This window comes from Bradyrhizobium sp. CIR48, from assembly GCF_014198315.1.
In the GTDB taxonomy this organism is placed as follows: Bacteria; Pseudomonadota; Alphaproteobacteria; order Rhizobiales; family Xanthobacteraceae; genus Bradyrhizobium.
Map to the genome: position 1 here is coordinate 71,987 of NZ_JACIHG010000008.1, position 20,028 is coordinate 92,014.

20 protein-coding genes are annotated in these 20,028 nt (G+C 64.0%); 11 read left to right on the forward strand and 9 right to left on the reverse strand.

Going from position 1 to position 20,028, the window contains the following annotated elements; all coding sequences use genetic code 11:
- Positions 1-43: 43 nt before the first annotated feature.
- The 6 genes from GGD66_RS24205 (at position 44) to GGD66_RS24230 (ending at position 6,986) form a co-directional block, all read left to right on the forward strand.
- Positions 44-910, forward strand: a complete 867-nt coding sequence (locus GGD66_RS24205; RefSeq protein WP_183259193.1) for an MBL fold metallo-hydrolase — start codon at positions 44-46, stop codon at positions 908-910.
- 115 nt (positions 911-1,025) lie between these two features.
- Entirely contained in the window at positions 1,026-2,174 is a 1,149-nt protein-coding gene (locus tag GGD66_RS24210; protein WP_183259194.1) for an alpha/beta hydrolase, read from the forward strand.
- A 67-nt stretch (positions 2,175-2,241) separates the two neighbouring features.
- Entirely contained in the window at positions 2,242-3,213 is a 972-nt protein-coding gene (gene mbfA / locus GGD66_RS24215; RefSeq protein WP_183259195.1) for an iron exporter MbfA, read from the forward strand.
- Positions 3,214-3,331: 118 nt separating this feature from the next.
- Positions 3,332-4,804 (forward strand): amidase, encoded by a 1,473-nt coding sequence (locus GGD66_RS24220; RefSeq protein WP_183259196.1) that lies wholly within the window; start codon positions 3,332-3,334, stop codon positions 4,802-4,804.
- 189 nt (positions 4,805-4,993) lie between these two features.
- On the forward strand, positions 4,994-5,347 hold the full coding sequence (locus GGD66_RS24225; RefSeq protein ID WP_092254233.1) for a nuclear transport factor 2 family protein: 354 nt from the start codon (positions 4,994-4,996) through the stop codon (positions 5,345-5,347).
- Between the two features lie 268 nt (positions 5,348-5,615).
- On the forward strand, positions 5,616-6,986 hold the full coding sequence (locus tag GGD66_RS24230; RefSeq protein ID WP_183259197.1) for a hypothetical protein: 1,371 nt from the start codon (positions 5,616-5,618) through the stop codon (positions 6,984-6,986).
- 33 nt (positions 6,987-7,019) lie between these two features.
- On the opposite strand, the gene GGD66_RS24235 is transcribed toward GGD66_RS24230, so the two are convergent.
- Together GGD66_RS24235 and GGD66_RS24240 are read right to left on the reverse strand one after the other, a co-directional pair.
- Positions 7,020-8,108, reverse strand: a complete 1,089-nt coding sequence (locus tag GGD66_RS24235) for a Zn-dependent alcohol dehydrogenase (RefSeq protein WP_028140641.1) — start codon at positions 8,106-8,108, stop codon at positions 7,020-7,022.
- 45 nt (positions 8,109-8,153) lie between these two features.
- The gene (locus GGD66_RS24240; protein ID WP_183259198.1) at positions 8,154-9,938 is read right to left on the reverse strand and encodes an acyl-CoA dehydrogenase family protein; all 1,785 of its coding nucleotides are present in this window, start codon (positions 9,936-9,938) and stop codon (positions 8,154-8,156) included.
- A 232-nt stretch (positions 9,939-10,170) separates the two neighbouring features.
- On the opposite strand from GGD66_RS24240, the gene GGD66_RS24245 reads away from it, so the two are divergent.
- Positions 10,171-10,872, forward strand: a complete 702-nt coding sequence (locus tag GGD66_RS24245) for an SDR family NAD(P)-dependent oxidoreductase (RefSeq protein ID WP_092254227.1) — start codon at positions 10,171-10,173, stop codon at positions 10,870-10,872.
- Positions 10,873-10,987: 115 nt separating this feature from the next.
- A complete protein-coding gene (locus GGD66_RS24250) occupies positions 10,988-11,818 on the forward strand; it encodes an enoyl-CoA hydratase (RefSeq protein ID WP_183259199.1) in 831 nt (276 codons plus the stop codon).
- Between the two features lie 141 nt (positions 11,819-11,959).
- Here the strand turns inward: GGD66_RS24250 and GGD66_RS24255 are convergent, their stop codons facing one another.
- Together GGD66_RS24255 and GGD66_RS24260 are read right to left on the reverse strand one after the other, a co-directional pair.
- Positions 11,960-12,583 (reverse strand): GNAT family N-acetyltransferase, encoded by a 624-nt coding sequence (locus tag GGD66_RS24255; protein WP_183259200.1) that lies wholly within the window; start codon positions 12,581-12,583, stop codon positions 11,960-11,962.
- 69 nt (positions 12,584-12,652) lie between these two features.
- A complete protein-coding gene (locus tag GGD66_RS24260) occupies positions 12,653-12,856 on the reverse strand; it encodes a DUF1127 domain-containing protein (protein WP_018321374.1) in 204 nt (67 codons plus the stop codon).
- A 110-nt stretch (positions 12,857-12,966) separates the two neighbouring features.
- Here GGD66_RS24260 and GGD66_RS24265 point away from each other — a divergent pair, with 110 nt between their 5' ends.
- Positions 12,967-13,866 carry a transcriptional regulator GcvA gene (locus tag GGD66_RS24265; protein ID WP_183259201.1) on the forward strand — a complete coding sequence of 300 codons (900 nt, stop codon included), beginning with the start codon at positions 12,967-12,969 and terminating at the stop codon, positions 13,864-13,866.
- 142 nt (positions 13,867-14,008) lie between these two features.
- Entirely contained in the window at positions 14,009-15,340 is a 1,332-nt protein-coding gene (locus GGD66_RS24270; protein ID WP_183259202.1) for an MFS transporter, read from the forward strand.
- Positions 15,341-15,539: 199 nt separating this feature from the next.
- Here the strand turns inward: GGD66_RS24270 and GGD66_RS24275 are convergent, their stop codons facing one another.
- Genes GGD66_RS24275 through GGD66_RS24285 form a run of 3 tightly spaced genes read right to left on the reverse strand, consistent with a single transcriptional unit; the run spans position 15,540 to position 18,146 of the window.
- Entirely contained in the window at positions 15,540-15,953 is a 414-nt protein-coding gene (locus tag GGD66_RS24275; RefSeq protein ID WP_018321371.1) for a Rieske (2Fe-2S) protein, read from the reverse strand.
- Positions 15,953-17,062 (reverse strand): amidohydrolase family protein, encoded by a 1,110-nt coding sequence (locus tag GGD66_RS24280; RefSeq protein ID WP_018321370.1) that lies wholly within the window; start codon positions 17,060-17,062, stop codon positions 15,953-15,955. The genes GGD66_RS24275 and GGD66_RS24280 overlap by 1 nt, the downstream gene beginning before the upstream one ends.
- 25 nt (positions 17,063-17,087) lie before the next feature.
- Positions 17,088-18,146: an amidohydrolase family protein gene (locus GGD66_RS24285; RefSeq protein WP_183259203.1), complete on the reverse strand. Its 1,059-nt coding sequence runs from the start codon at positions 18,144-18,146 to the stop codon at positions 17,088-17,090.
- 145 nt (positions 18,147-18,291) lie between these two features.
- On the opposite strand from GGD66_RS24285, the gene GGD66_RS24290 reads away from it, so the two are divergent.
- On the forward strand, positions 18,292-18,774 hold the full coding sequence (locus GGD66_RS24290; RefSeq protein ID WP_183259204.1) for a CinA family protein: 483 nt from the start codon (positions 18,292-18,294) through the stop codon (positions 18,772-18,774).
- Between the two features lie 160 nt (positions 18,775-18,934).
- Here GGD66_RS24290 and GGD66_RS24295 read toward each other — a convergent pair whose 3' ends face one another.
- A complete protein-coding gene (locus GGD66_RS24295; RefSeq protein ID WP_020508771.1) occupies positions 18,935-19,210 on the reverse strand; it encodes a DUF1488 family protein in 276 nt (91 codons plus the stop codon).
- Between the two features lie 133 nt (positions 19,211-19,343).
- Positions 19,344-19,958, reverse strand: a complete 615-nt coding sequence (locus tag GGD66_RS24300) for a lipopolysaccharide assembly protein LapB (protein WP_183259205.1) — start codon at positions 19,956-19,958, stop codon at positions 19,344-19,346.
- Positions 19,959-20,028 lie beyond the last annotated feature (70 nt).

The window sequence follows — 20,028 nt, forward strand, 5'->3', positions numbered from 1 at the left end:
GCTGCACACTTTTCCGGAATCATGCTGTACAACCGGAGTTCTCATGAGCCTGAAGTTCTCGGTCGGCGATCTCACCATCCATCGCGTCATTGAGCAGGAAACCTCGTTCGTCCCGGCGCTGGAGATGCTGCCGGGATTGACGGCGGAGGTGCTGGCCGAGAACCGGGCATGGATGCGCGAGAGCAAGGCGCTGGATGACCAGGACGTGCTGCTCCTGTGCTTTCAGTCCTATGTGGTGAAGACGCCCCATCACACCATCCTGGTCGACAGCTGCATCGGCAACGACAAGCCGAGGCCGCGGCCGAAATGGAACATGAAGACCGACGACACCTATCTGCGCGGGCTGGGCGCCGCCGGATTTGCGGTCGAGGACATCGACTTCGTGATGTGCACGCATCTGCATGTCGATCACGTCGGCTGGAACACGCGGCTGGAAAACGGCCGCTGGGTGCCGACCTTCCCCAAGGCGCGCTACGTCTTCGCCAGGCAGGAATACGACCACTGGTTCGCGGAGAATGCGAAGACGGAGATTCCGCCCTTCGCCGACAGCGTGCTGCCGGTGGTCGAGGCTAACAGGCACGAGCTCGTCGGCAACGATCATGAGATCGGCGATCACGTCCGCATCCTGCCGACGCCGGGCCATACGCCGGGTCATATCGCCATCACGATGGGCCGCGGCAAGGACGATGCCGTGTTCTCCGGCGATCTCATGCACTCGCCGCTGCAGACGCTTTATCCGGAGCTGTCGATCAAGTTCGACGTCGATCCGGTCGCGGCAGCGAAAACGCGCCGCAGCTTCCTGGAACGCTATTGCGACACCGACACGCTGTGCTGTACCGCGCATTTCCCCTCGCCTTCGGTGGGGAAGATCCGGCGCAAGGGCAGTGCATTCGTGTGCGCGGCTGTTTAGCGAGATGCCGTAGGGTGGGCAAAGGCGCGCGCTTCGCGCGCCGTGCCCACCACTCTTTATGGTGGGCCCGCTCCGCTTTGCCCACCCTGCGATTCCACCCGAGTGGAGAGACACGATGCCCGCACTCCCCGACATCCCCCTGCCCGCCGGAATCCGCTCGCGTTATGTCGACGGCATCAACGGCTTGCGCATGCATGTGCTGGAGGCCGGGTTCGAGACCAAGGGGCGGCCATGCGTCCTCTTGCTGCACGGTTTTCCCGAGCTCGCCTTCTCCTGGCGCAAGGTGATGCCGACGCTGGCTGCGGCCGGCTATCACGTGATCGCGCCGGACCAGCGCGGCTATGGCCGCACGACGGGATGGCGCGCGGAATACGACGGCGATCTCGCGCCCTTCTCGCTCTTCAACCTGGTGCGCGATGCGCTCGGACTGGTGTCGGCGTTCGGTTACAAGCAGGTCGATCTGGTCGGGCACGATTTCGGCAGCCCGGTCGCATCCTGGTGCGCGCTGATAAGGCCTGATGTGTTTCGTTCGGTGACGATGATGAGCGCGCCGTTCGGCGGGCCGCCGCCCCTGCCCTTCAATACCGTCGACACACCAGCAAAGCCGCCCGCCGAAGACTCCGTGCATCGCGAGCTCGCCGCGCTGCCGCGGCCGCGCAAGCACTATCAATGGTACTATTCGATACGCGAGGCGAACGCCGACATGCAGCACGCGCCGCAGGGCGTCCATGATTTCCTGCGCGCCTATTATCATCACAAGAGCGCGGACTGGACCGACAACAAGCCGTATCCGCTGAAGTCCTGGTCGGCGGATGAACTCGCGAAACTGCCGACCTACTATGTGATGGACCTGAACCAGACCATGGCCGAGACGGTGGCGAAGGAAATGCCCTCACCCGCCGCGATCGCCGCCAACCAATGGCTGCCGGACAGCGACCTCGCCTATTACAGCGCCGAATATGGCCGCACCGGATTCCAGGGCGGGCTGCAATGGTATCGCTACGGCACGTCGGGCATGCTCAACAGCGAGATGCAGCTGTTTGCAGGACGCAGCATCGACGTGCCCTCATGCTTCATCTCAGGCAAGCAGGATTGGGGCACTTACCAGCGTCCGGGCGTGTTCGAGACGATGCAGGGGCGCGGCTGCACAAGGATGCTCGGCTGCCATCTCGTCGACGGCGCCGGACATTGGGTGCAGCAGGAGCAAGCCGCGGAGGTGAGCGGGCTGCTGCTGGAATTCCTCGCCAGAACCCGCACCGCGTGATTTGACCCGGGAACCCCGGCCCCTTATATAGTTTAGAATAGTTCTAAACTATCGATACAGGGCCACCGTGAAGAATTTTGCCGATCTGACCGAGCGCGAGGTGCTTGCGGTCGCGATCTCCTCCGAGGAGGAGGACAGCCGCATCTACATGACCTTCGCCGAGGACCTCCGCGAGCGTTACCCGGACACGGCAAAAGTCTTCGAGGAGATGGCCGAGGAAGAGCGCGGCCACCGGCACATGCTGCTGGAATTATACGAGCAGCGCTTCGGCAAGCATCTGCCGCCGATCCGGCGCGAGGACGTCAAGGGATTCCTGCGCCGCCGCCCGGTCTGGCTGACCAAGAACCTGTCGCTCGACGCCATCCGCAGGGAAGTCGAGACCATGGAGATGCAGGCGGAGCGCTTCTATGTGAAGGCCGCCGAGCAGGCCCAGGACGTCGGCGTGCGCCGGTTGCTCGGCGATCTCGCCGAAGCCGAGAAAGGTCACGAGGAGACCGCCGCAAAGCTGACGGGCGAGATCCTGAATTCCGACGTCCGCGCCGAGGAGGATCGCACCAACCGCCGCATGTTCGTGCTGCAATATGTGCAGCCGGGCCTCGCCGGATTGATGGACGGCTCGGTCTCGACGCTGGCGCCGCTGTTCGCGGCGGCCTTCGCCACCCACCAGAACTGGCAAACGTTTCTTGTGGGCCTCGCCGCATCGATCGGCGCCGGCATCAGCATGGGCTTTGCCGAGGCGCTGTCCGACGACGGATCGCTCACGGGGCGCGGCTCGCCCTGGCTGCGCGGCATCACCTGCGGCGCGATGACGACGCTCGGCGGGCTCGGCCATACCGCGCCCTATCTGGTGCCGGATCATTGGGCCAATGCGTTCTGGATCGCAACCGCGGTCGCCTGCGTCGTCGTGTTCTTCGAATTGTGGGCGATCGCCTTCATTCGCTCCCGCTATATGGACACGCCGTTCCTCCAGGCGGTGTTCCAGATCGTGCTCGGCGGCGCGATCGTGCTCGCGGTCGGCGTGTTGATCGGGGCGGCGTAAGCCCCCACCCTCGCTGTCATGCCCCGGCTCGACCGGGCATCAATCGCGATCAAACGGCGGTTGCAGCATTCGGGCAAACTGCGCATCATCCTCCGACAACAAGAGCAGGAGAAGCGCCGTGGCCAGATCGGAATGGAGTTTCAAGAGCGCGGTCGAGCTGTCGGCCGCATTGACCGCAAAGAAGGTCTCCGCGGTCGAGCTTACACAGGATGCCATCGACCGCATCGAGCGTCACGACGGCAAGGTCAATGCGATCTGCGTGCGGGATTTTGATCGCGCCCGCAGTGCGGCACGCGAGGCGGATGTGGCGCTGGCGCGCGGCGAGAAAAAACCGCTGCTCGGAATTCCGGTGACGGTGAAAGAATCCTTCAACATCGCGGGCCTGCCCACAACTTGGGGCTGGACGCCGCAAAAGGATTTCAAGCCAACGGAGGACGCGCTGTCGATCTCCCGGGTGAAGAACGCCGGCGGCGTCATTCTCGGCAAGACCAATGTTCCCGTGGGCCTGGGGGACTGGCAGAGCTACAACGACATCTACGGCACGACGAACAATCCATACGATCTCGGCCGCACGCCCGGCGGCTCATCAGGCGGCTCGTCGGCAGCGCTTGCGGCCGGCTACGGACCGCTCTCGCTCGGATCCGACATCGGCGGCTCGCTGCGCGTGCCGGCATTCCATTGCGGCGTCTATGCGCACAAGCCGACATACAATCTCTGTCCCACGCGCGGCCATACGCCGCCGCCATTTCCGGCGGTCCCGATGGAACGCGATATGGCGGTGATCGGCCCGATGGCCCGCAGTGCAGCCGACCTGACGCTGTTGCTGGACGTGATGGCCGGTCCCGATCCGGTCGACCTCGGCATCGGATACAAGCTGGCGCTGCCGGACGCACGCCACGACAGGCTGAGGGATTTCCGCCTGCTCGTGATCGACAGCCATCCGCTGCTGCCTGCGAATTCCGACATTCGCGGCGCGATCGAGACGCTGGCCGGGCGATTGACGGGCGCCGGCGCGAACGTCGCGCGCGAAAGCCCGCTGTTTCCGGACTTCCGGGAGGCCTCGCGTCTCTACATGCGCATGCTGATGAGCTTCCTTGGCGCCTTCCTTCCGCCGGACATTCTCGCCGGCGCGCGGGCCGGCGCGGCGCAACTCTCGCCCGACGACAAGAGTCTTGCGGCCGAGCGCCTGCGCGGCATGACCTCAAGCCATCAGGCCTGGGTGTTCGACGAAGGCGCGCGCGCCGGGCTGCGTGCGCAGTGGCGGCAATTGTTCAGGTCATTCGATGCGCTGATCTGCCCGATCATGCCGACCCCCGCCTATCCGCATGATCATTCGCCGGAGCAGGAGAAGCGCCGGATCAATATCGACGGCAAGGACCATGTCTATCCGGACCAGCTTGCCTGGCCCGGCATCGCCACGCTGACGGGCTTGCCGGCCACGGCCGTTCCGCTCGGCCTGTCGAAGGATGGTCTGCCGGTCGGCGTCCAGATCATCGGCCCTTTCCTCGAAGATCGCACGCCGCTCAGGCTCGCTGAACTGATTGAGCGTGAGTTCGGCGGGTTCCAGCCGCCGCCATTATTCAATGACTAGTTCTTCCCGTCATTGCGAGCGAAGCGAAGCAATTCAGGATTTTTCGAGGCGACAGTCCGGATTGCTTCGTCGCCAGCGCAAAATTGCTTCGCAATCTTGTCGCGGGCTCCTCGCGATGACAGAGGACGACAACGTCGCGATTTCTGGGCTCGCGCGTCGGGCGCCACGGAATGACGGAAAGGAAGCGGCATGAGCCAGGACCTCGACCAACTCACCGCCCTCAACCGTGACTACGTTGCCTCCGTGCAGAACTGCGACGTCAAGCGTTTCGACGAAATCCTGGCGGCGGAGTTTTATTGCTCCAATCCCGACAAGACGCTGGTCGACCGTGCCGCCTTCCTGGAGCAGACGGCGCGGCCGATCGCTATCCGGAACTTGAAAGAGCGCGACGTCATCATCCGCATCATGGGCGACTTCGCCGTCATCCACGCCGCGACGAGCTACACCACGGCGGATGGCCAGCAGGCGACGGGGCGCTACACCGATTGCTGGGCGAAGCAAAATGGCAAGTGGCTCGCGGTGTCGGCACACGTGTCGCGGTGAGGAGGGGACGCTGCCGTTCCCCCCTCGCACCGCGGGATTCGACGACTGCCATAAAGCAATCGCTAACCAAACAATCTTTTCCCGAGCAATGGGCAAACCGCTCATCTGAGATTTATCCAGCTGGCAATCGTTCGCCCGTCAAAATTGCAGGCGACGAGAGGTCCCCTCAGGGCATCGATCTCGAGCATGTCACGAGGACGCGTTGCGAAGCTCGGGGTGCTTCTGGGCCCCGGCGAGGGTACTGCTCAAATCCGGCGAGAGTGATTGCGTGACAAACGATACAATTGAGATAGGCGCGCTCCGCGACACCTATCGTCGCGTCAATCAAGAGGAGACGCTGCCTCAGAGATGGCGGATTCCGATTGCGGTAGCGGTCGGGTGCGGGCTCGTGGGCCTTGTGCTCCGTTACCTCGCGCGGGAACACGCGACCGCCGACGCCGCCGAGTACATCACCTGGTATAGCTTTGCGCGAGATCACGGCATTGGCGGGCTGGCCGAGGCTTTCACCAACTACACGCCGTTCTACAGCTACCTGCTGCTGATCGCCACGCAGTTCGATTGGCTAGGCCAGCCGCTTTCTCTCGTGAAGATGATCTCGGCCATATTCGAGTTCGGCTGCGCGATCGTCGTGGCCCAGATGGTCTGGCGCGTGACAAGTGTGCCGTTGCGCGCCTCCCTGGCCTTCTGCGCGGTGTGGCTTGCGCCGACAGTGCTCTTCAATGGCGCAATGTGGGGACAGGCCGATTCGATCTGGACCTTCTTCGCGCTGATTTCCGTGGCGATGTTCATGCGGGACCGAAACGGCGTTGTGCCGTTCGCAGTGGCCTGCTCGGTGAAAGCCCAAGGCGTCTTCCTGGGGCCGTTCGTGCTTGGAATGATCCTGCGCCGCAGGATCCACCTGGCATGGCTTGCCGCTATTCCGGCAGCCTATGCGATCCTCGCCATTCCGGTTCTCATCGCCGGCAGGTCCCTGGTCTCCGTATTCGGGATCTATCTCGGCCAAGCCAACACATTTCATCACCTGACCATGAATGCAGCGAATATCTGGGTGTTCGCGGGAGGAACGCCGTACACGGTCGGCGTCGCCGCCGGCCTCGTGCTCGCGGCGGCGAGCGGGCTTGCCCTATCGATCTTCATCGCACAGTCCAGGCGGACGGGGCCGGAGTTCATTCTGCTCGTCGCGTGCGTATCGCTCATCCTCATGCCGTATTTGCTTCCGAAGATGCACGAGCGCTATTTCTACGGGTTCGAGCTTGCGGCGATCGCCCTGGCCTGCCTCAATCTGCGCTATCTGCCGTTCGCGGTGATTGCCCAAGTCGATGGCGTGCTATCCTACCTCGCATTCGAGAGCGAGATCGTCATGGGCCTGTTGCCGGCGGCGCTCTGCAACACCCTTCTCGTGTTCTACCTCGTGCTCGATCTCCGCCACGGCGAACGTGGATTTCGCCTTCCGAGGTCTGCCTGGCTTGGCTTCACCGCGTCGACTGCGGGATTGTTCTCCTATCTGCTGTTCGCGGGTCCCGGCTTGAACGTATCCCTCGCGTATATGCTCGTCGCGGGTCTCGCCACGGCCATGACGCTGCTTCTCGTCAAGGAGACACGTTGCGCCTCGGCCGATGGGCCGGCCGCGTCGCGTTGACTTGATTTTCGAGCGACGACGGCGTCCGTGGCGCTAGCTGTCGAACACGATCACGCTGCGCAACGTCTTGCCGGCTTTCATGTTGGCAAAACCCTCGTTGATCTCGGACAGCTTCAATTTCGCCGAGATCCAGTCCTCCAGATGCAGCCGTCCGCGCAGGTAGAAGTCGACCAAGCGCGGCATGTCGACGCGAAAATGGTTCGAACCCATCGAGGAGCCCTGGATCCTGCGCTCGCGCAGGAAATCGAAACCGTGCAACTCGATCTTCTGGCCGAACGGGATCATGCCGACGATGGTGGCGGTGCCGCCGGAGGCGAGCATGCCGAACGCCTGCTCGGCGGTCTCCTTGCGGCCGAGCACCTCGAAGGAATGATGCACGCCGCCATTGGTGAGATCGCGCACCTGCTTCACGACGTCGCCGTCGGCGGGGTTGATGATGTCGGTCGCACCCAGCTTGGTCGCCAGCTGGAGCTTGGCCGGATTGGTGTCGATGGCGATGATGCGGCCGGCCCCGGCGATCTGCGCACCATTGATTGCGGCCATGCCGACGCCGCCGCAACCGATCACCGCCACGGTCTCGCCGGCCGTCACCTTCGCGGTATTCACCACCGCGCCATAGCCGGTGATGACGCCGCAGCCGATCAGCGCGGCGAGATCGAGCGGCATCTCCTTGCGGATTTTGACGATGGCGTTCTCGTGCACCAGCATCTGTTCGGCAAAGGACGAGAGATTGAGGAACTGGTGCAGCTTCTCAGGCTTGGACCACTGCATCCGGTTTGAGGCGCCCGGCAGCAACTTCACGGTGGTGTCGGTGCAGAGCACCGTGCGGCCCGTGGTGCAGTTGTCGCAGGTGCCGCAGAACACCGACAGGCAGGTGACGACGTGGTCACCCGGCTTGACGTAAGTGACATCGGAGCCGACCTGCTCGACGACGCCGGCGGACTCGTGGCCGAGCACCGCGGGCAGCGGATGCGGATAGAGCCCTTCCATGAAATGCAGGTCGGAGTGACAGAGCCCGGCGACCGTGGTGCGGATCAAGACCTCGCGCGGGCCCGGCTTCGGCAGGCTGACGTCCTCGATGACGAGCGGCTGGTTGACTTCATAGAGGACGGCGGCCTTCATCGAGCTCTCCCTGTCGCGTTTCTTGGTTTGATCGTGGCGTGCAGCCTACGCTGCCAGAACCAGTTCGCCAACCTCGCTCATGCCGGCGGAGCTGTCGCCGAGCAGCAGCGCGGCGATCCTGGCTTGCGTCGCATTTTCCGTCAGCCGGAACGGATCGCTTGGCGCCACCCGATGATCGATGACGAGCCGCGACAACAGCAACCGGCGCGCATCGCCGCGCATCTCGTGGATGCGATGTGCCTCCCAGGCGAGCGCGACGGCGCTGGCGACATGATAGAGCAGGCTCGTCGCACGACGCGCATCGGCCTCGTTCTCGGATTTCGCCGCGACCTCACGCGCGAAGCCGACGGCGCGATCGACGAGGCCACGTAGATTGTTGCGCCAGGCCTGCGGCACGGATGCACTGTCATCGAGCCGCGCATGCAGATCGGCCGCCAACGCGGACTCCGCACCGTGGCGGCCGACCGCGCGCCGGAGCGCATCGATCGCGACGATGTTGCCGGTGCCTTCCCAGACCGAGCCGAGATGCGCATCGCGCAGCAGGCGCGGCGTCGCGAATTCCTCGATATAGCCGATGCCGCCGCGCATCTCGAGCGCATCGCCGCAGACCTTACGCGCATCGCGCGTGGCGCGGAACTTCAGCGTCGGGGTGAGGATGCGCAGCAGCGCCGCGGCATCCTGGCTGCCGGCCTCGGCGCGGTCGAGCGCGTCCGCAGTGAGAAAGCTCATCGACAGCGCCTGCTCGACCGGCAGCATGATCTTCAGCATCTGCCGTCGGCCGAGCGGCAGGTCGATGATGCGATTTCCGAACACGACCCGATTTGTCGCAACCGTCATCGCGTCGTGATAGGCGCGGCGCATCAGCGCGGTCGACTTGACGCCGTTGGAGAGCCGCGACGAATTCACCATCTCGGCCATCTGCACGAAGCCGCGGTCGAGCTTGCCGACCGCATAGGCGATCGCGCCTTCGAGCTTGATCTCGCCCGAGGCCATCGAGCGTGTGCCGAGCTTGTCCTTCAGACGCACGATCCGGTAGTGGTTCTGCGAGCCGTCGTCGAGGAAGCGCGGCATCAGGAACAGGCCGACGCCGCGCGTGCCGGGGCCGGCGCCTTCGGGGCGCGCCAGCAGCATCACGACTTTGGCGTCGGCATTCGAGCAGAACCATTTCTCGCCATAGAGGCGCCAATGGTCGCCCTCCTGCACCGCGCGCGTGGTCAGCGTGCCGACGTCGGAGCCGCCCTCCTTCTCGGTCATGAACTGGCCGCCTTGCGTCAGCTTGCTCATGTCGGTCTGGGTCAGGCCGTCCAGATATTTCGCCTTCAGCGCCTCGCTGCCGAAATTCGCCAGCAGCTTTGCGCAGCCGTCGGTGACGTTGATCGGACAACCCATGCCGAATTCGGTCTGGTTGAACAGGAAAGTAAAGGCGTGTTTGGCCACCACGGGATATTTGTCCGGCCAGCCCATGATGCCCTTGCGGATCGAGAGCGCATGGATGCCGAACTCGCCGAACGCCGCGTTCTCCAATTCGCGATAGGCCGGGTGATATTCGATCCACTGCACGTCGCGGCCGAACTTGTCGCGCTGGTGCAGCACCGGTGTATGACGGTCGGCGAGCCGCGCGCAGTCGTCGAGCCGGCCGCCGGCGAGTTCGCCGAGACGATCGAGATGCGGCTCGATATGGCGGAACAGATTTTCCGGGAGATGGATGCGGAGCAGGTCGGTCAGCGCGGGATCGGCGCGGTAGAAGTTCATCCCCGTGGTGTCGGGCGCCAGCAGTCCGGATGATGCGGCCACGACATTCTTCGGCTGCGCTGGGGCCGGCTTGGGCATAATCGTCCTCTTGGTTTCCGTCGTGCGGACATTTTGCGCTGATTTGGCGCTTGCCGCTTGGGTTGATGTCGATCATGCTCCAGCGGCGGATGCGGATAAAGCCGCAAATCGTCAGGGCGGCATGATCGCCGCGAGGGAGCAAACTCGCCCTGCGGAATTGTGAACGTCCCGGCTGGTTGTCCGCGCGGACCATGCATAGATCAACGGCTTCCCGTCTGCGAGAGATCACGCCATGGAACATCCGAAATACAAGATCGCCCTCATCGTCGGTGCCGGCGAAGGCCTGAGCGCTTCGCTGGCGCGCTTGCTGGCTGCGCAAGGCATTCGGGTCGCGCTGGCGGCGCGCAAGATCGAGAAGCTGGGCGCGCTCTGTAGCGAGACCGGTGCGAAGGCCTATGCCTGCAACGCGGCGGATCCGGAGGAGGTCGAGCGGCTGTTCGGCCTCGTCGAGCGCGAGATCGGCACTCCCGACCTCGTGGTCTACAATGCCAGCGGCCGCACGCGCGGGCCGTTCGTCGACCTCGTCCCTGCCGACGTCGCCAACGCGATCGCGGTCAGCGCCTATGGCGGTTTTCTGGTTGCGCAACAGGCTGCAAAACGCATGCTGCCGAACAAGCACGGCGCGATCCTGTTCACCGGCGCCTCCGCCAGCGTCAAGGGCTACGCGCAGTCGGCCTCGTTCGCGATGGGCAAGTTTGCGCTACGCGGCCTCGCGCAGAGCCTGGCGCGCGAATTGTCGCCGCAAGGCATTCATGTCGCGCATTTCGTGATCGACGGCGGCATCCGTAGCGCGGCGCGGACGGAAGCCGAAGACAAGCCGGATTCGATGCTCGATCCCGACGCGATCGCGCAGAGCTATTGGAACGTGTTGCAGCAGCCGCGCAGCGCCTGGAGCTGGGAGCTCGAGCTGCGGCCCTGGGTGGAGAAGTTCTGAGGCGAGATGCCGTAGGGAGGGCAAAGGCGCAACGCGCCGTGCCCACCATCTCGGACGCGAAAAGCAATGGTGGGCACGCTTCGCTTTGCCCACCCTACGAGAGTGGGGAGGAATAATGAGCAGTGAAACCACCATCGACACCGGCACCAACGAGCTCCTCTGCGTCATCCGCGACCGCGTCGCTGTCATCACACTTAACCGGCCGGAGGCGCGCAATTCGCTGTCGGATACGCTGACACCGGCGCTGCGCACGATGATCCGCAGCTGCGGCGAGAACCCCGGCGTCGGCGCGCTGCTGATCACCGGCGCGGGCGAAGCGTTCTGCGCCGGCGGCAACGTCAAGGGCATGGGCGCCCATCGCGACAAGGCAAAGCTCGAGATGCCGCTGGAAGATCGCATCGCCGATCTGCAGGAACGGCAACGGCTGCTCACCGGCGCGCTGGTGTCGGTGCGCAAGCCGACCATCGCCGCCCTGCCCGGGCCCGCGGTTGGCGCCGGACTCGCCATCGCCATGGCCTGCGATATCCGCATCGCCGCGCAATCGGCCTTCGTCGCCACCGGCTATGCCCGCATCGCACTGAGTGGTGACTACGGCATCGCCTGGCTGCTCACCCGCCTCGTCGGCACCGCGCGGGCGCGCGAGCTGATGTTCACCGGCGACCGTGTCGATGCCGCGCGCGCCGAGGCCATCGGCCTCGTCAACCGCGTCGTGCCCGATGACAAATTGCAAGCCGAGGCCTTCGCGCTGGCCAAATCGCTCGCCGAAGGCCCCCGCCTCGCGCTGCGCTACATGAAGGATAATCTCGACGAAGCCGTGCTGTTCGACTTCGAAACCGCGCGCGACCACGAAGCCGAACGGCTGATCCGCCTTACCACGACCGCCGATCACAAGGAGGCGGTGCAGGCCTTCATCGAGAAGCGGAAAGCGGTGTTCACGGGGAAGTAGGCGCCGTAGCCCGGATGGAGCGCAAGCGTATCCGGGGAAGCCTGCCGAGCGCGAAAAGAATCCCGGATTGCGCTTTGCTCCATCCAGGCTACGAAGAAAAAAAGCCCGGCGCTGGATGACCAGGCCGGGCTTGCAGTGTTGTCAAACCGAGGCTGAGGGGCTTTCGGCCTGACGGGAAAGGGCGGCAAGGCGCCAGCTCGCGCAGGGAATATCCTTTGCTGCGACGCTGATCTCCTTGTCGAAGCGCACCAGCTTCCAATCATCAGGGTGATTGACGAAGGCGAAACCGGATTTGCGGGCGAGCGAGACCATGGCCTCGTTGGAGCGTAGCGTGTCGCCAAAGATGTGCTCGGCGCCAAGCGCGGCCGCGCGGCATTCGAGATTCTTCAAAAGCGCTGTGGCGATGCCGTGGCCCTGCCAGCGATCATGAACCGACAGGCCGAATTCAAGCGTCGCGGTTTCGGCCTGCAGCGCATAGCGCGCCTCGGCGACGATGGTCTCGAAGCCGTCGACCATCATGGTCGCGACCACGGTGAAACGTTCGCGCTCGCCGATCTGAAGGAAGTCGTGCAGCAGTCCGTTCGGCAGCTCGCTGATCGCGCCGAAGAAACGGTTGTAGCGGGAGGGGGTCGAGAGCGAGCGGAAATAGTGCTGAAGCTCGTCGGTATCGCGCGGCTCGACGAAGCGGACATTGAGCGCCTCACCCCGCCGGGTGCGCAGCGTGTCCGAATATTGCTTCAAATCTTCGAGGCGAAGAGCGGTCATGACACATGCTCGAGACAAAAAGGGACCGCCGGCGCCCCAACAGTCAGGCGGCGCCGGCCTGGCGGCCAATCAGGCCCGCCAGAAGGGTTTGTCGGCCTCGTAGGCGATGTCACTCCAGGACAACCCGACGTCCTGAAGGTCGCGCGCGGTCCATTGGGTGAGTTCGCGCCTGTTACGGTAGCGCTCGTGCCAGACATGGAGGGTCTCGCCGATCTGCTGGACCAGGCCGGGCGCATGATGATTTGTCATCGAATTGTCAGTCAAAGTAGACATTTTCAGCTCCTGGAGCTAAGTTGACTGCTAATATCTGCTTCCTGGTGCAGTGCGACAAACGACAATTTGTACCTTTTCGCATGAATTAACGTCATGTATCCTGCTGCCAAATGACTGCCAGATTGCCGTCCCTGAACGGATTGCGGGCGTTTGAGGCCGCCGCGCGCCATCTCAGCTTCACGCTGGCGGCGGCCGAGCTGAACGTGACGCAGACCGCGATCAGCCATCAGATCCGAAGGCTCGAGGAGGAGCTCGGCATCCGCCTGTTCATCCGGCAGAACCGTGCGCTGGCCCTGACCCCGGAGGCGCGCGACTACCTCCCCGGCGTCCGCGCTGCCTTCAACGACCTCCGGCTTGCGACCGACCGGTTGCTGCGCAAGGACGACGACAAGGTGCTGACGGTCTCAACGCTGGCCTCGCTCGCCGCAAAATGGCTGTTGCCGCGGCTGACGGATTTCCAGGAGCAGCATCCCGGCATCGACGTTCGTATCACCACCTCGACCAGCTTCGTCGACTTCCAACGCGACAATGTCGATGCCGCGATCCGCTACGGCCGCGGCCAATGGCCGGGCCTGCGCGCCGACTGGCTGATGGCGGATGAGCTGTTTCCGGTGTGCAGTCCGTCGCTATTGCGTGGCGACAAGCCACTGCGCCGGCCCGAAGATCTGGGAAACCATCCGCTGTTGCACACCTCAAGCGCCAACAGCGACGATTGGCGGCTTTGGCTGACCGCGGCAGGCCTGCCGGCCGACATCGCGAGGCACCCCGGTATCACCTTCGACATGATCTTCATGACCATCCAGGCCGCGATCGACGGCATTGGCGTCGCGATGGGACGGACCTCCTACGTCCAGGACGACATCGCCAAGGGCCGCCTCGTGGTGCCCTTCAAGATCGCGCTACCGGCCGACGCCGGCTTCTACCTGGTCGCGCCCGAGGGGCGCCGCGAAGCACCGAAGCTAACCGCATTCCGCCATTGGCTGCTTGCTGCAACGCAAAATAAAGCCTGAAAAATCAGCAGCTTCCTCCGCAAAACGGATTGACTCGCCCCGCCTCGCGCGGGAAGAGGCGTGGCAGATTGTCGCAGTCTCTGTCGCCTTGCCGTGGGATGATTTCCCGGTCCGGCCAGACCTTTCCAAGGGGAGCAACGCCATGGCTGGACCAGCCGCATCGACCAATCCACCCGCGATCAAATCCCGCATCGGCGCCATCCTGCGCGCCACGTCAGGCAATTTTCTCGAGCAGTTCGACTTCTTCCTGTTCGGCTTCTATGCCGCCGCGATCGGCAAGGCGTTCTTCCCCTCCTCTGATGAGACCGCATCGCTGCTCAACACCTTCGGCGTGTTCTGGCTCGGCGCGTTGATGCGGCCGGTCGGCGCGATCGTGCTCGGCGCTTACATCGACCGCATCGGCCGCCGCCAGGGCCTGATCGTCACGCTCGCCATCATGGCTTTCGGCACCGTCGTCATCGCATTCTGCCCGAGCTATGCGACCATCGGCATCGCCGCGCCCATCATCGTGCTGGTCGGACGTCTGCTGCAGGGCTTCTCCGCCGGCGTCGAGCTCGGCGGCGTGTCGGTCTATCTCTCGGAGATCTCCACGCCGGGCAATCGCGGTTTCTACACCTCCTTCCAGTCGTCGAGCCAGCAGGTCGCAATCTTCGTCGCCTCGATCCTCGGCTACATCCTTTCGGAGGTGATGCCGGCCGACACCGTCGCCGCCTGGGGCTGGCGCATTCCCTTCTTCGTGGGCTGCCTGATCATCCCCCTGATCTTTGTCCTGCGGCGGACGCTGGAGGAGACGCCGGCCTTCCTCGCCATGAAAAAGCATCCGACGGCCAGCGAGGTGTTCGCCTCCGCGCTCGCCAACTGGCGCATCGTCATCCTCGGCATGATGATCGCGATCCTGACCACGACGACGTTCTACTTCGTCACCGTCTACACGCCGACCTTCGGCAAGACCGTGCTGAAGCTGTCGACGCAGGACGCGTTGCTGGTCACGTTGCTCGTCGCCGTGACCAACTTCTTCTGGAACCCGGTCGGCGGCGCGCTGTCCGACCGGATCGGCCGCAAGCCGGTGCTGATCGCGATCGCCTGCATGTCGCTCGCCACCGCCTACCCGGCGCTGCACTGGCTGGTGACGGCCCCGAGCTTCGGCAAGCTGCTCGCGGTCGAGATGATGTTCTCGTTCTATTTCGGCGTCTACAGCGGCACCATGCTGGGCGCGCTGGTCGAGATCGTGCCGGCGCATGTGCGCACCACCTGCTTCTCGCTCGCCTTCGCGCTCGCCGCCGCCCTGTTCGGCACCTTCACGCCGTTCGCCTCGACCTTGCTGATCGAGCATACCGGCGACAAGGCCTCGCCCGGCTTCTGGCTGATGCTCGCTGCACTGCTCGGCATCATCGCGGCCTCGACGGTGTACCGCGGCGGCGGCAAGGCGGTGCCGACATATGATGCGGTGGCCGAGCCTGTGGCGGGGCGTTGATGGTCGCTTCGATCATCGCCGCCTCTTACCCTCCCCTGGAGGGGGAGGGTCGGCTCACATTGAGCGCAGCGATAATGTGAGACGGGGTGGGGTGAAGGTCCCTCCGCATCGAACGCTGCCCCTGGGGAGAGATCACCCCACCCCGCTCGCGCTCCGCGCGATCGACCCTCCCCCTCCAGGGGAGGGTAAAGAGATGGGGCTACAGCTCCACCACCACGTAATCGCTCTCGACTTTCACCGGGATCGTCTCGGCCACATATGGCCCCTTCACCACGCTCGCGCCCGGCTCGACATGCGCCGGATAGGCCTTCACGCGGAAGCGGCGGGGATCGCAATAGGACTGGCCGGTGCGGATGTCGAACTCCCAGCCGTGCCAGGGGCAGCGGATGATCTCGCCGAGCCTGGTGTATTCGATTTCGCCGGGCTCCTTCGACTGCGCAAGACCGATCAGCGGGCCCTCGCACAGCGCCGCGCCCTGATGCGGGCAACGGTTCATCAGGCCGAAATATTCACCCTTGATGTTGAAGACCGCAATCGGCCGCCCGTCGATCTCCAGAAATTTTCGCGTCCCCGGCGGCAGTTCATCGACCGGCGCGATCACATGCCGCGCCATCAACCAATCCCGTACAGCGCGCGCGCATTGCCGAGATAGAACGCCTCGCGATTGGCCTCGCTGACGCCTGGAGGCAAGACGCGGGAGGGCTCGTCATAGTCCCAATGCGGATAGTCGGTGGCAAACAACAGGCGATCCCAGCCGATCCAGTTGATGACATCGAACAGATCCTCGCGGCTTTCAGGATCCTCCATCGGCTGCGTCGTCCACCATACCTGCTCGCGGATATATTCCGACGGCGGCCGCTTCACATGCGGCACCTCGCTGCGCAGGCGCTGCCAGGTCTTGTCGAGCCGCCAGGCCAGCGACGGCGCCCAGCCGAAGCCAGCCTCGATCATCACCATCTTCAGTTTCGGGAAGCGCTCGAACACCCCCTCCAGCACGAGACTCGCCAGCGCCGATTGCTGGCATTGCGAGTGCCCCACCATCTCCTCGATATAATAGGACGGCCAGCCGGACGGCGTAATCGGATTGCCGCCGAAGCCGAAGGCGTGGACGCCGACGGGAAGGCCGGCTTCCTCCGCGGCCTGGTAGATCGGCCAGTAACGGCGCTGGCCGAGCGGCTCGACATTGCGGCTGAGCAGCAGCACCTGCACGAAGTTCTTGTCGCCGGCGCGCTCGCGGATTTCGGCGGCGGCCGACAGCCCGTCCTCATTGCCGACGACGATCGAGGCTTTGAGCCGCTTGTCCTTGCTGGTCCATTTGTCGATCTGCCAGTCGTTGATCGCCGAACACAAAGCGGCCGAGAGTTCGTGATTGCGGATGCCCTGCCCGGTGTTGAGCGGATTGAGCACGCCCAGCTGCACGTTGTTGGGATCAAGCAGCTGCTTCTGCATGAACGACAGCGAGGAGCCCTGCGGGCCGCCTTCGGGCGGATAGGCATCGCGGCGCGAGGCGTTGGGCTGGGCCTTCGGATAGGGCGGGCCTTCCATCATGCCCTGATAGGCATGGACGCCGTAGACTTCGAGATGATGCTGCCAACGTTTGGCGAGATAGGGATAAAGCTCGGTGCGGGTGGCGCGTGCCGGATGGATGTCGCAGTCCGCGATCGCGGTTTTGACGGTCAGTGGGGAAGCGGCTTCTTGGCTCTCGCGGAATTGGATATTCATCGCCTTGCCTCCTTTGGCAGCGGGCTCATTTCAGGCGGGGATAGGTCGCATGTGGATTTTCGATCATGATCTTGCGCACGAGATCGGGGGTGAGACCTTCGGGCAGCGCGTCCTGGCCGTCGAACTGCCAGTGCGGATAGTCCGTGGAGAATAGGACCAATTCGTCGGACTGCATATGATCAAACAGGCGAATTAATGTCGCCTCGTCTGGCGGCGCATCAAATGGCTGTAAGGAGAAGCGGATGTTGCTGCGCACAATATCCAGCGGCGCGCGATCAACCCAGGGCGTCTCCATCCGCACCCCGCGCCAGAACTTGTGCAGGCGCCAGAGATAGGGAGAGATCCAGGAGACGCCGGATTCCAGCATCACCATTTTCAGCCGCGGATATTTGGCGAACACGCCCTCGACGATCAGGCTGGTGAGCTGGGCCTGGAACGCCTGGGCCTGCCCGACATAGTCCTCGATGTGGTAGGAACCCCATCCCACGGCGGTCGGCGGATTGTGATAGGCGGAACCCGCGTGAATGCCGACGGGTAGTTCCAGCCGTTCCGCGGCTTCATAGATCGGCCACAGCGCGCGCTTGCCGAGCGGCGAGTCGCCCATCACCAGCATCAGCACCTGGACGAAGCGCTTATCTTGCGCGCAGCGCTCGATTTCTGCCACGGCCTTCTCGACGCTTTGCGTCGGGATCACGATCGAGCCGCGCAGCCTCTTGTCGCGATCGAGCCACTCCTTCAGCAGCCAGTCGTTCAGCGCGCGGCAGAAGGCGGCCTGCAAATCTTCCGAAAACACCATCTGCACGCCGTAGAGTGGATTGCAGATGGCGTAGCTGAGCTGAAACGGATCGAGCACATGGCGCTGCATGTCGTCGAGGCTCTCGCCCGGCTTGCCGCTCTCGGGGCGCCAATCAGGGCGCGCCACGATCGGCGAGTTCTGCGGGTAGGATTGCGAGACGAGATCGACCATGCCGCGCGTCGTCACCTGATCGCGCCAATAGTCATTCAGGTAGGGCAGCAGGCTGGTCAGATGCGGCACGGCCGGATGCACGTCGCAATCCACCCCGCCGGCGATCAGGGACGCCATGACGTCTCCCTTCTCACGTTCCCTCGCATGTCTCTTCTTGTACCCGCCATTCAAGCAGGCCTGCCCGTCGCCCGCAACTCAGCCAAGCGTCCTGTCATATGCTAGGAAGGCTGAGCTCGGTTGCGAAGGAATGAGGGGTTGCGGAATGAAAGAGCTCGTCGGCATTGCGGAACAGGTCGCAGCCAAACTGATCGCGCGCAAACAGACCATTGCTGTCGCGGAATCTTCGACCGGCGGCCTAATCGCGGCCAGCCTGCTCGCGGTGCCCGGCGCGTCCGCCTATTTCCTCGGCGGCGCGGTCGTCTACACCCGCGATGCCCGGCGCGTGCTGATGGATATTTCGGACGAAGGCATGAAGGGCTTTCGCTCCTCGTCGGAGCCCTACGCGCAACTGCTGGCGAAGCAGATGCGAACGCGCTTTGGCAGCGACTGGGGCCTGTCCGAGACCGGCGCAGCCGGCCCCACCGGCAACCGCTACGGCGACGCCGCCGGCCATAGCTGCATGGCGGTGAGCGGACCTGTGGCGGAGGTCATGACGCTGGAGACCGGCAACAACGACCGGCTCGGCAACATGCAAATGTTCGCGGCGACGGCGCTGAAACTGTTGTTGAGAAAATTGGAGGGGTGAGCTGCTTCTCGAATGAGTAAGAATAGTCTCGCCGCAAATACCGCTGTCATGCCCCGCGGAAGCGGGGCATCCAGTACGCCGCGGCCCATCGATTTAATATAACTGTCTCGGAGTGCTGGATCGCCCGCCTGCGCGGGCGATGACACCGGAGTATGTGGCATCACCGCCCCAGATGCCGCATGAAGATCCGCACCACATATCCCTGGAATCGCGGTGCTTCGTCGTAAAGATCTGACGCGATCCGCTCGATGGTCTCGCGCAACGACAGGAACTGCGCCTGCCGCGCGCTGCTTTCGGTGCCCTGCATGCCCGCGAGCTCGTCCATCGCGGCGTCGCTGATCTGGCACTGCACGACCTCGTCGCCGCTCAGCATGGTAAAGCGAAAGGCCAGCCGTTCGAGGTCATGGCCGATGATCTTGTCGCGCGTCAGCGGCATCCAATTGTCCCGTTCGCGCCCCCGAACGGGACAATGCTGAAAATCTGACGCCTTGTCACTATCCGCGCCGAAGGACGTGGCGGTCATCCGACGCCCATCAGCAGCGGCTCGACGAACCGGCTGCTCTCCAGCTTCAGTAGACGAGCGCCGTGCCGGTCGGCCTGTCGAGCGCCGCGGCCAGCGACCGATACTCCTCGCAACCGGTCCCGCAGATGGAGGCAATCCGGCTCAAATGATAAAGCGCCTGCTCGCGATTGCCCCGCTCGAGCTGCCACAGCCCGTAATATTGCCACGTCAGCACGTGGTTCGGATCGGCCTTCAATGCGCGCTCATACCAGACCTGCGATTGCTCGTAGTCGCCGAGCTTGCGATAGGAGTAGCCGATGAGGTTGGCGACATTCGGATGATCGTCATGCCCGAGCGACTTCAATTGCGCGATCGCGGCCGCGTAGTCGTTGCGCTCGTAGATCGTGTCATAGGCCACGCGGTAGCCGGCCGCGAATGCGGGATCGCCGATGCTGGACTGATTGTTCGGCTTCTTGCCTTTCTGGGTCGCCTTGGCGCCCGGGCGCTTCGGATAGGTCGGCTGCGACTTCTGATCCGAATAAGCGCCGGCGTAGGGATCCGTGGAACTGACGCCGCCCCCGCCTCCGCCACCGCCGCCTCCGCCCGCGGCAAATGCCGGCGAGCACAATAGGGCTGCCGCGAACGTACCCAACACGACGCGCCTGATCATCGCTGCGCTCATGTCTGCCTCCTGTGTTTCAAGCGGCCCCGGACCAATTGATAACCCTGCCTCGGCGGCAATATTCCGGGAC

Bases quoted from the DNA above. Each gene is read 5' to 3' on its own strand.
- GGD66_RS24205 (WP_183259193.1), top strand. From the start codon at position 44: ATGAGCCTGAAGTTCTCGGTCGGCGATCTCACCATCCATCGCGTCATT.
- GGD66_RS24210 (WP_183259194.1), top strand. From the start codon at position 1,026: ATGCCCGCACTCCCCGACATCCCCCTGCCCGCCGGAATCCGCTCGCGT.
- GGD66_RS24225 (WP_092254233.1), top strand. From the start codon at position 4,994: ATGAGCCAGGACCTCGACCAACTCACCGCCCTCAACCGTGACTACGTT.
- GGD66_RS24235 (WP_028140641.1), bottom strand. From the start codon at position 8,108: ATGAAGGCCGCCGTCCTCTATGAAGTCAACCAGCCGCTCGTCATCGAG.
- GGD66_RS24240 (WP_183259198.1), bottom strand. From the start codon at position 9,938: ATGCCCAAGCCGGCCCCAGCGCAGCCGAAGAATGTCGTGGCCGCATCA.
- GGD66_RS24245 (WP_092254227.1), top strand. From the start codon at position 10,171: ATGGAACATCCGAAATACAAGATCGCCCTCATCGTCGGTGCCGGCGAA.
- GGD66_RS24250 (WP_183259199.1), top strand. From the start codon at position 10,988: ATGAGCAGTGAAACCACCATCGACACCGGCACCAACGAGCTCCTCTGC.
- GGD66_RS24255 (WP_183259200.1), bottom strand. From the start codon at position 12,583: ATGACCGCTCTTCGCCTCGAAGATTTGAAGCAATATTCGGACACGCTG.
- GGD66_RS24260 (WP_018321374.1), bottom strand. From the start codon at position 12,856: ATGTCTACTTTGACTGACAATTCGATGACAAATCATCATGCGCCCGGC.
- GGD66_RS24265 (WP_183259201.1), top strand. From the start codon at position 12,967: ATGACTGCCAGATTGCCGTCCCTGAACGGATTGCGGGCGTTTGAGGCC.
- GGD66_RS24270 (WP_183259202.1), top strand. From the start codon at position 14,009: ATGGCTGGACCAGCCGCATCGACCAATCCACCCGCGATCAAATCCCGC.
- GGD66_RS24275 (WP_018321371.1), bottom strand. From the start codon at position 15,953: ATGGCGCGGCATGTGATCGCGCCGGTCGATGAACTGCCGCCGGGGACG.
- GGD66_RS24280 (WP_018321370.1), bottom strand. From the start codon at position 17,062: ATGAATATCCAATTCCGCGAGAGCCAAGAAGCCGCTTCCCCACTGACC.
- GGD66_RS24285 (WP_183259203.1), bottom strand. From the start codon at position 18,146: ATGGCGTCCCTGATCGCCGGCGGGGTGGATTGCGACGTGCATCCGGCC.
- GGD66_RS24290 (WP_183259204.1), top strand. From the start codon at position 18,292: ATGAAAGAGCTCGTCGGCATTGCGGAACAGGTCGCAGCCAAACTGATC.
- GGD66_RS24295 (WP_020508771.1), bottom strand. From the start codon at position 19,210: ATGCCGCTGACGCGCGACAAGATCATCGGCCATGACCTCGAACGGCTG.
- GGD66_RS24300 (WP_183259205.1), bottom strand. From the start codon at position 19,958: ATGAGCGCAGCGATGATCAGGCGCGTCGTGTTGGGTACGTTCGCGGCA.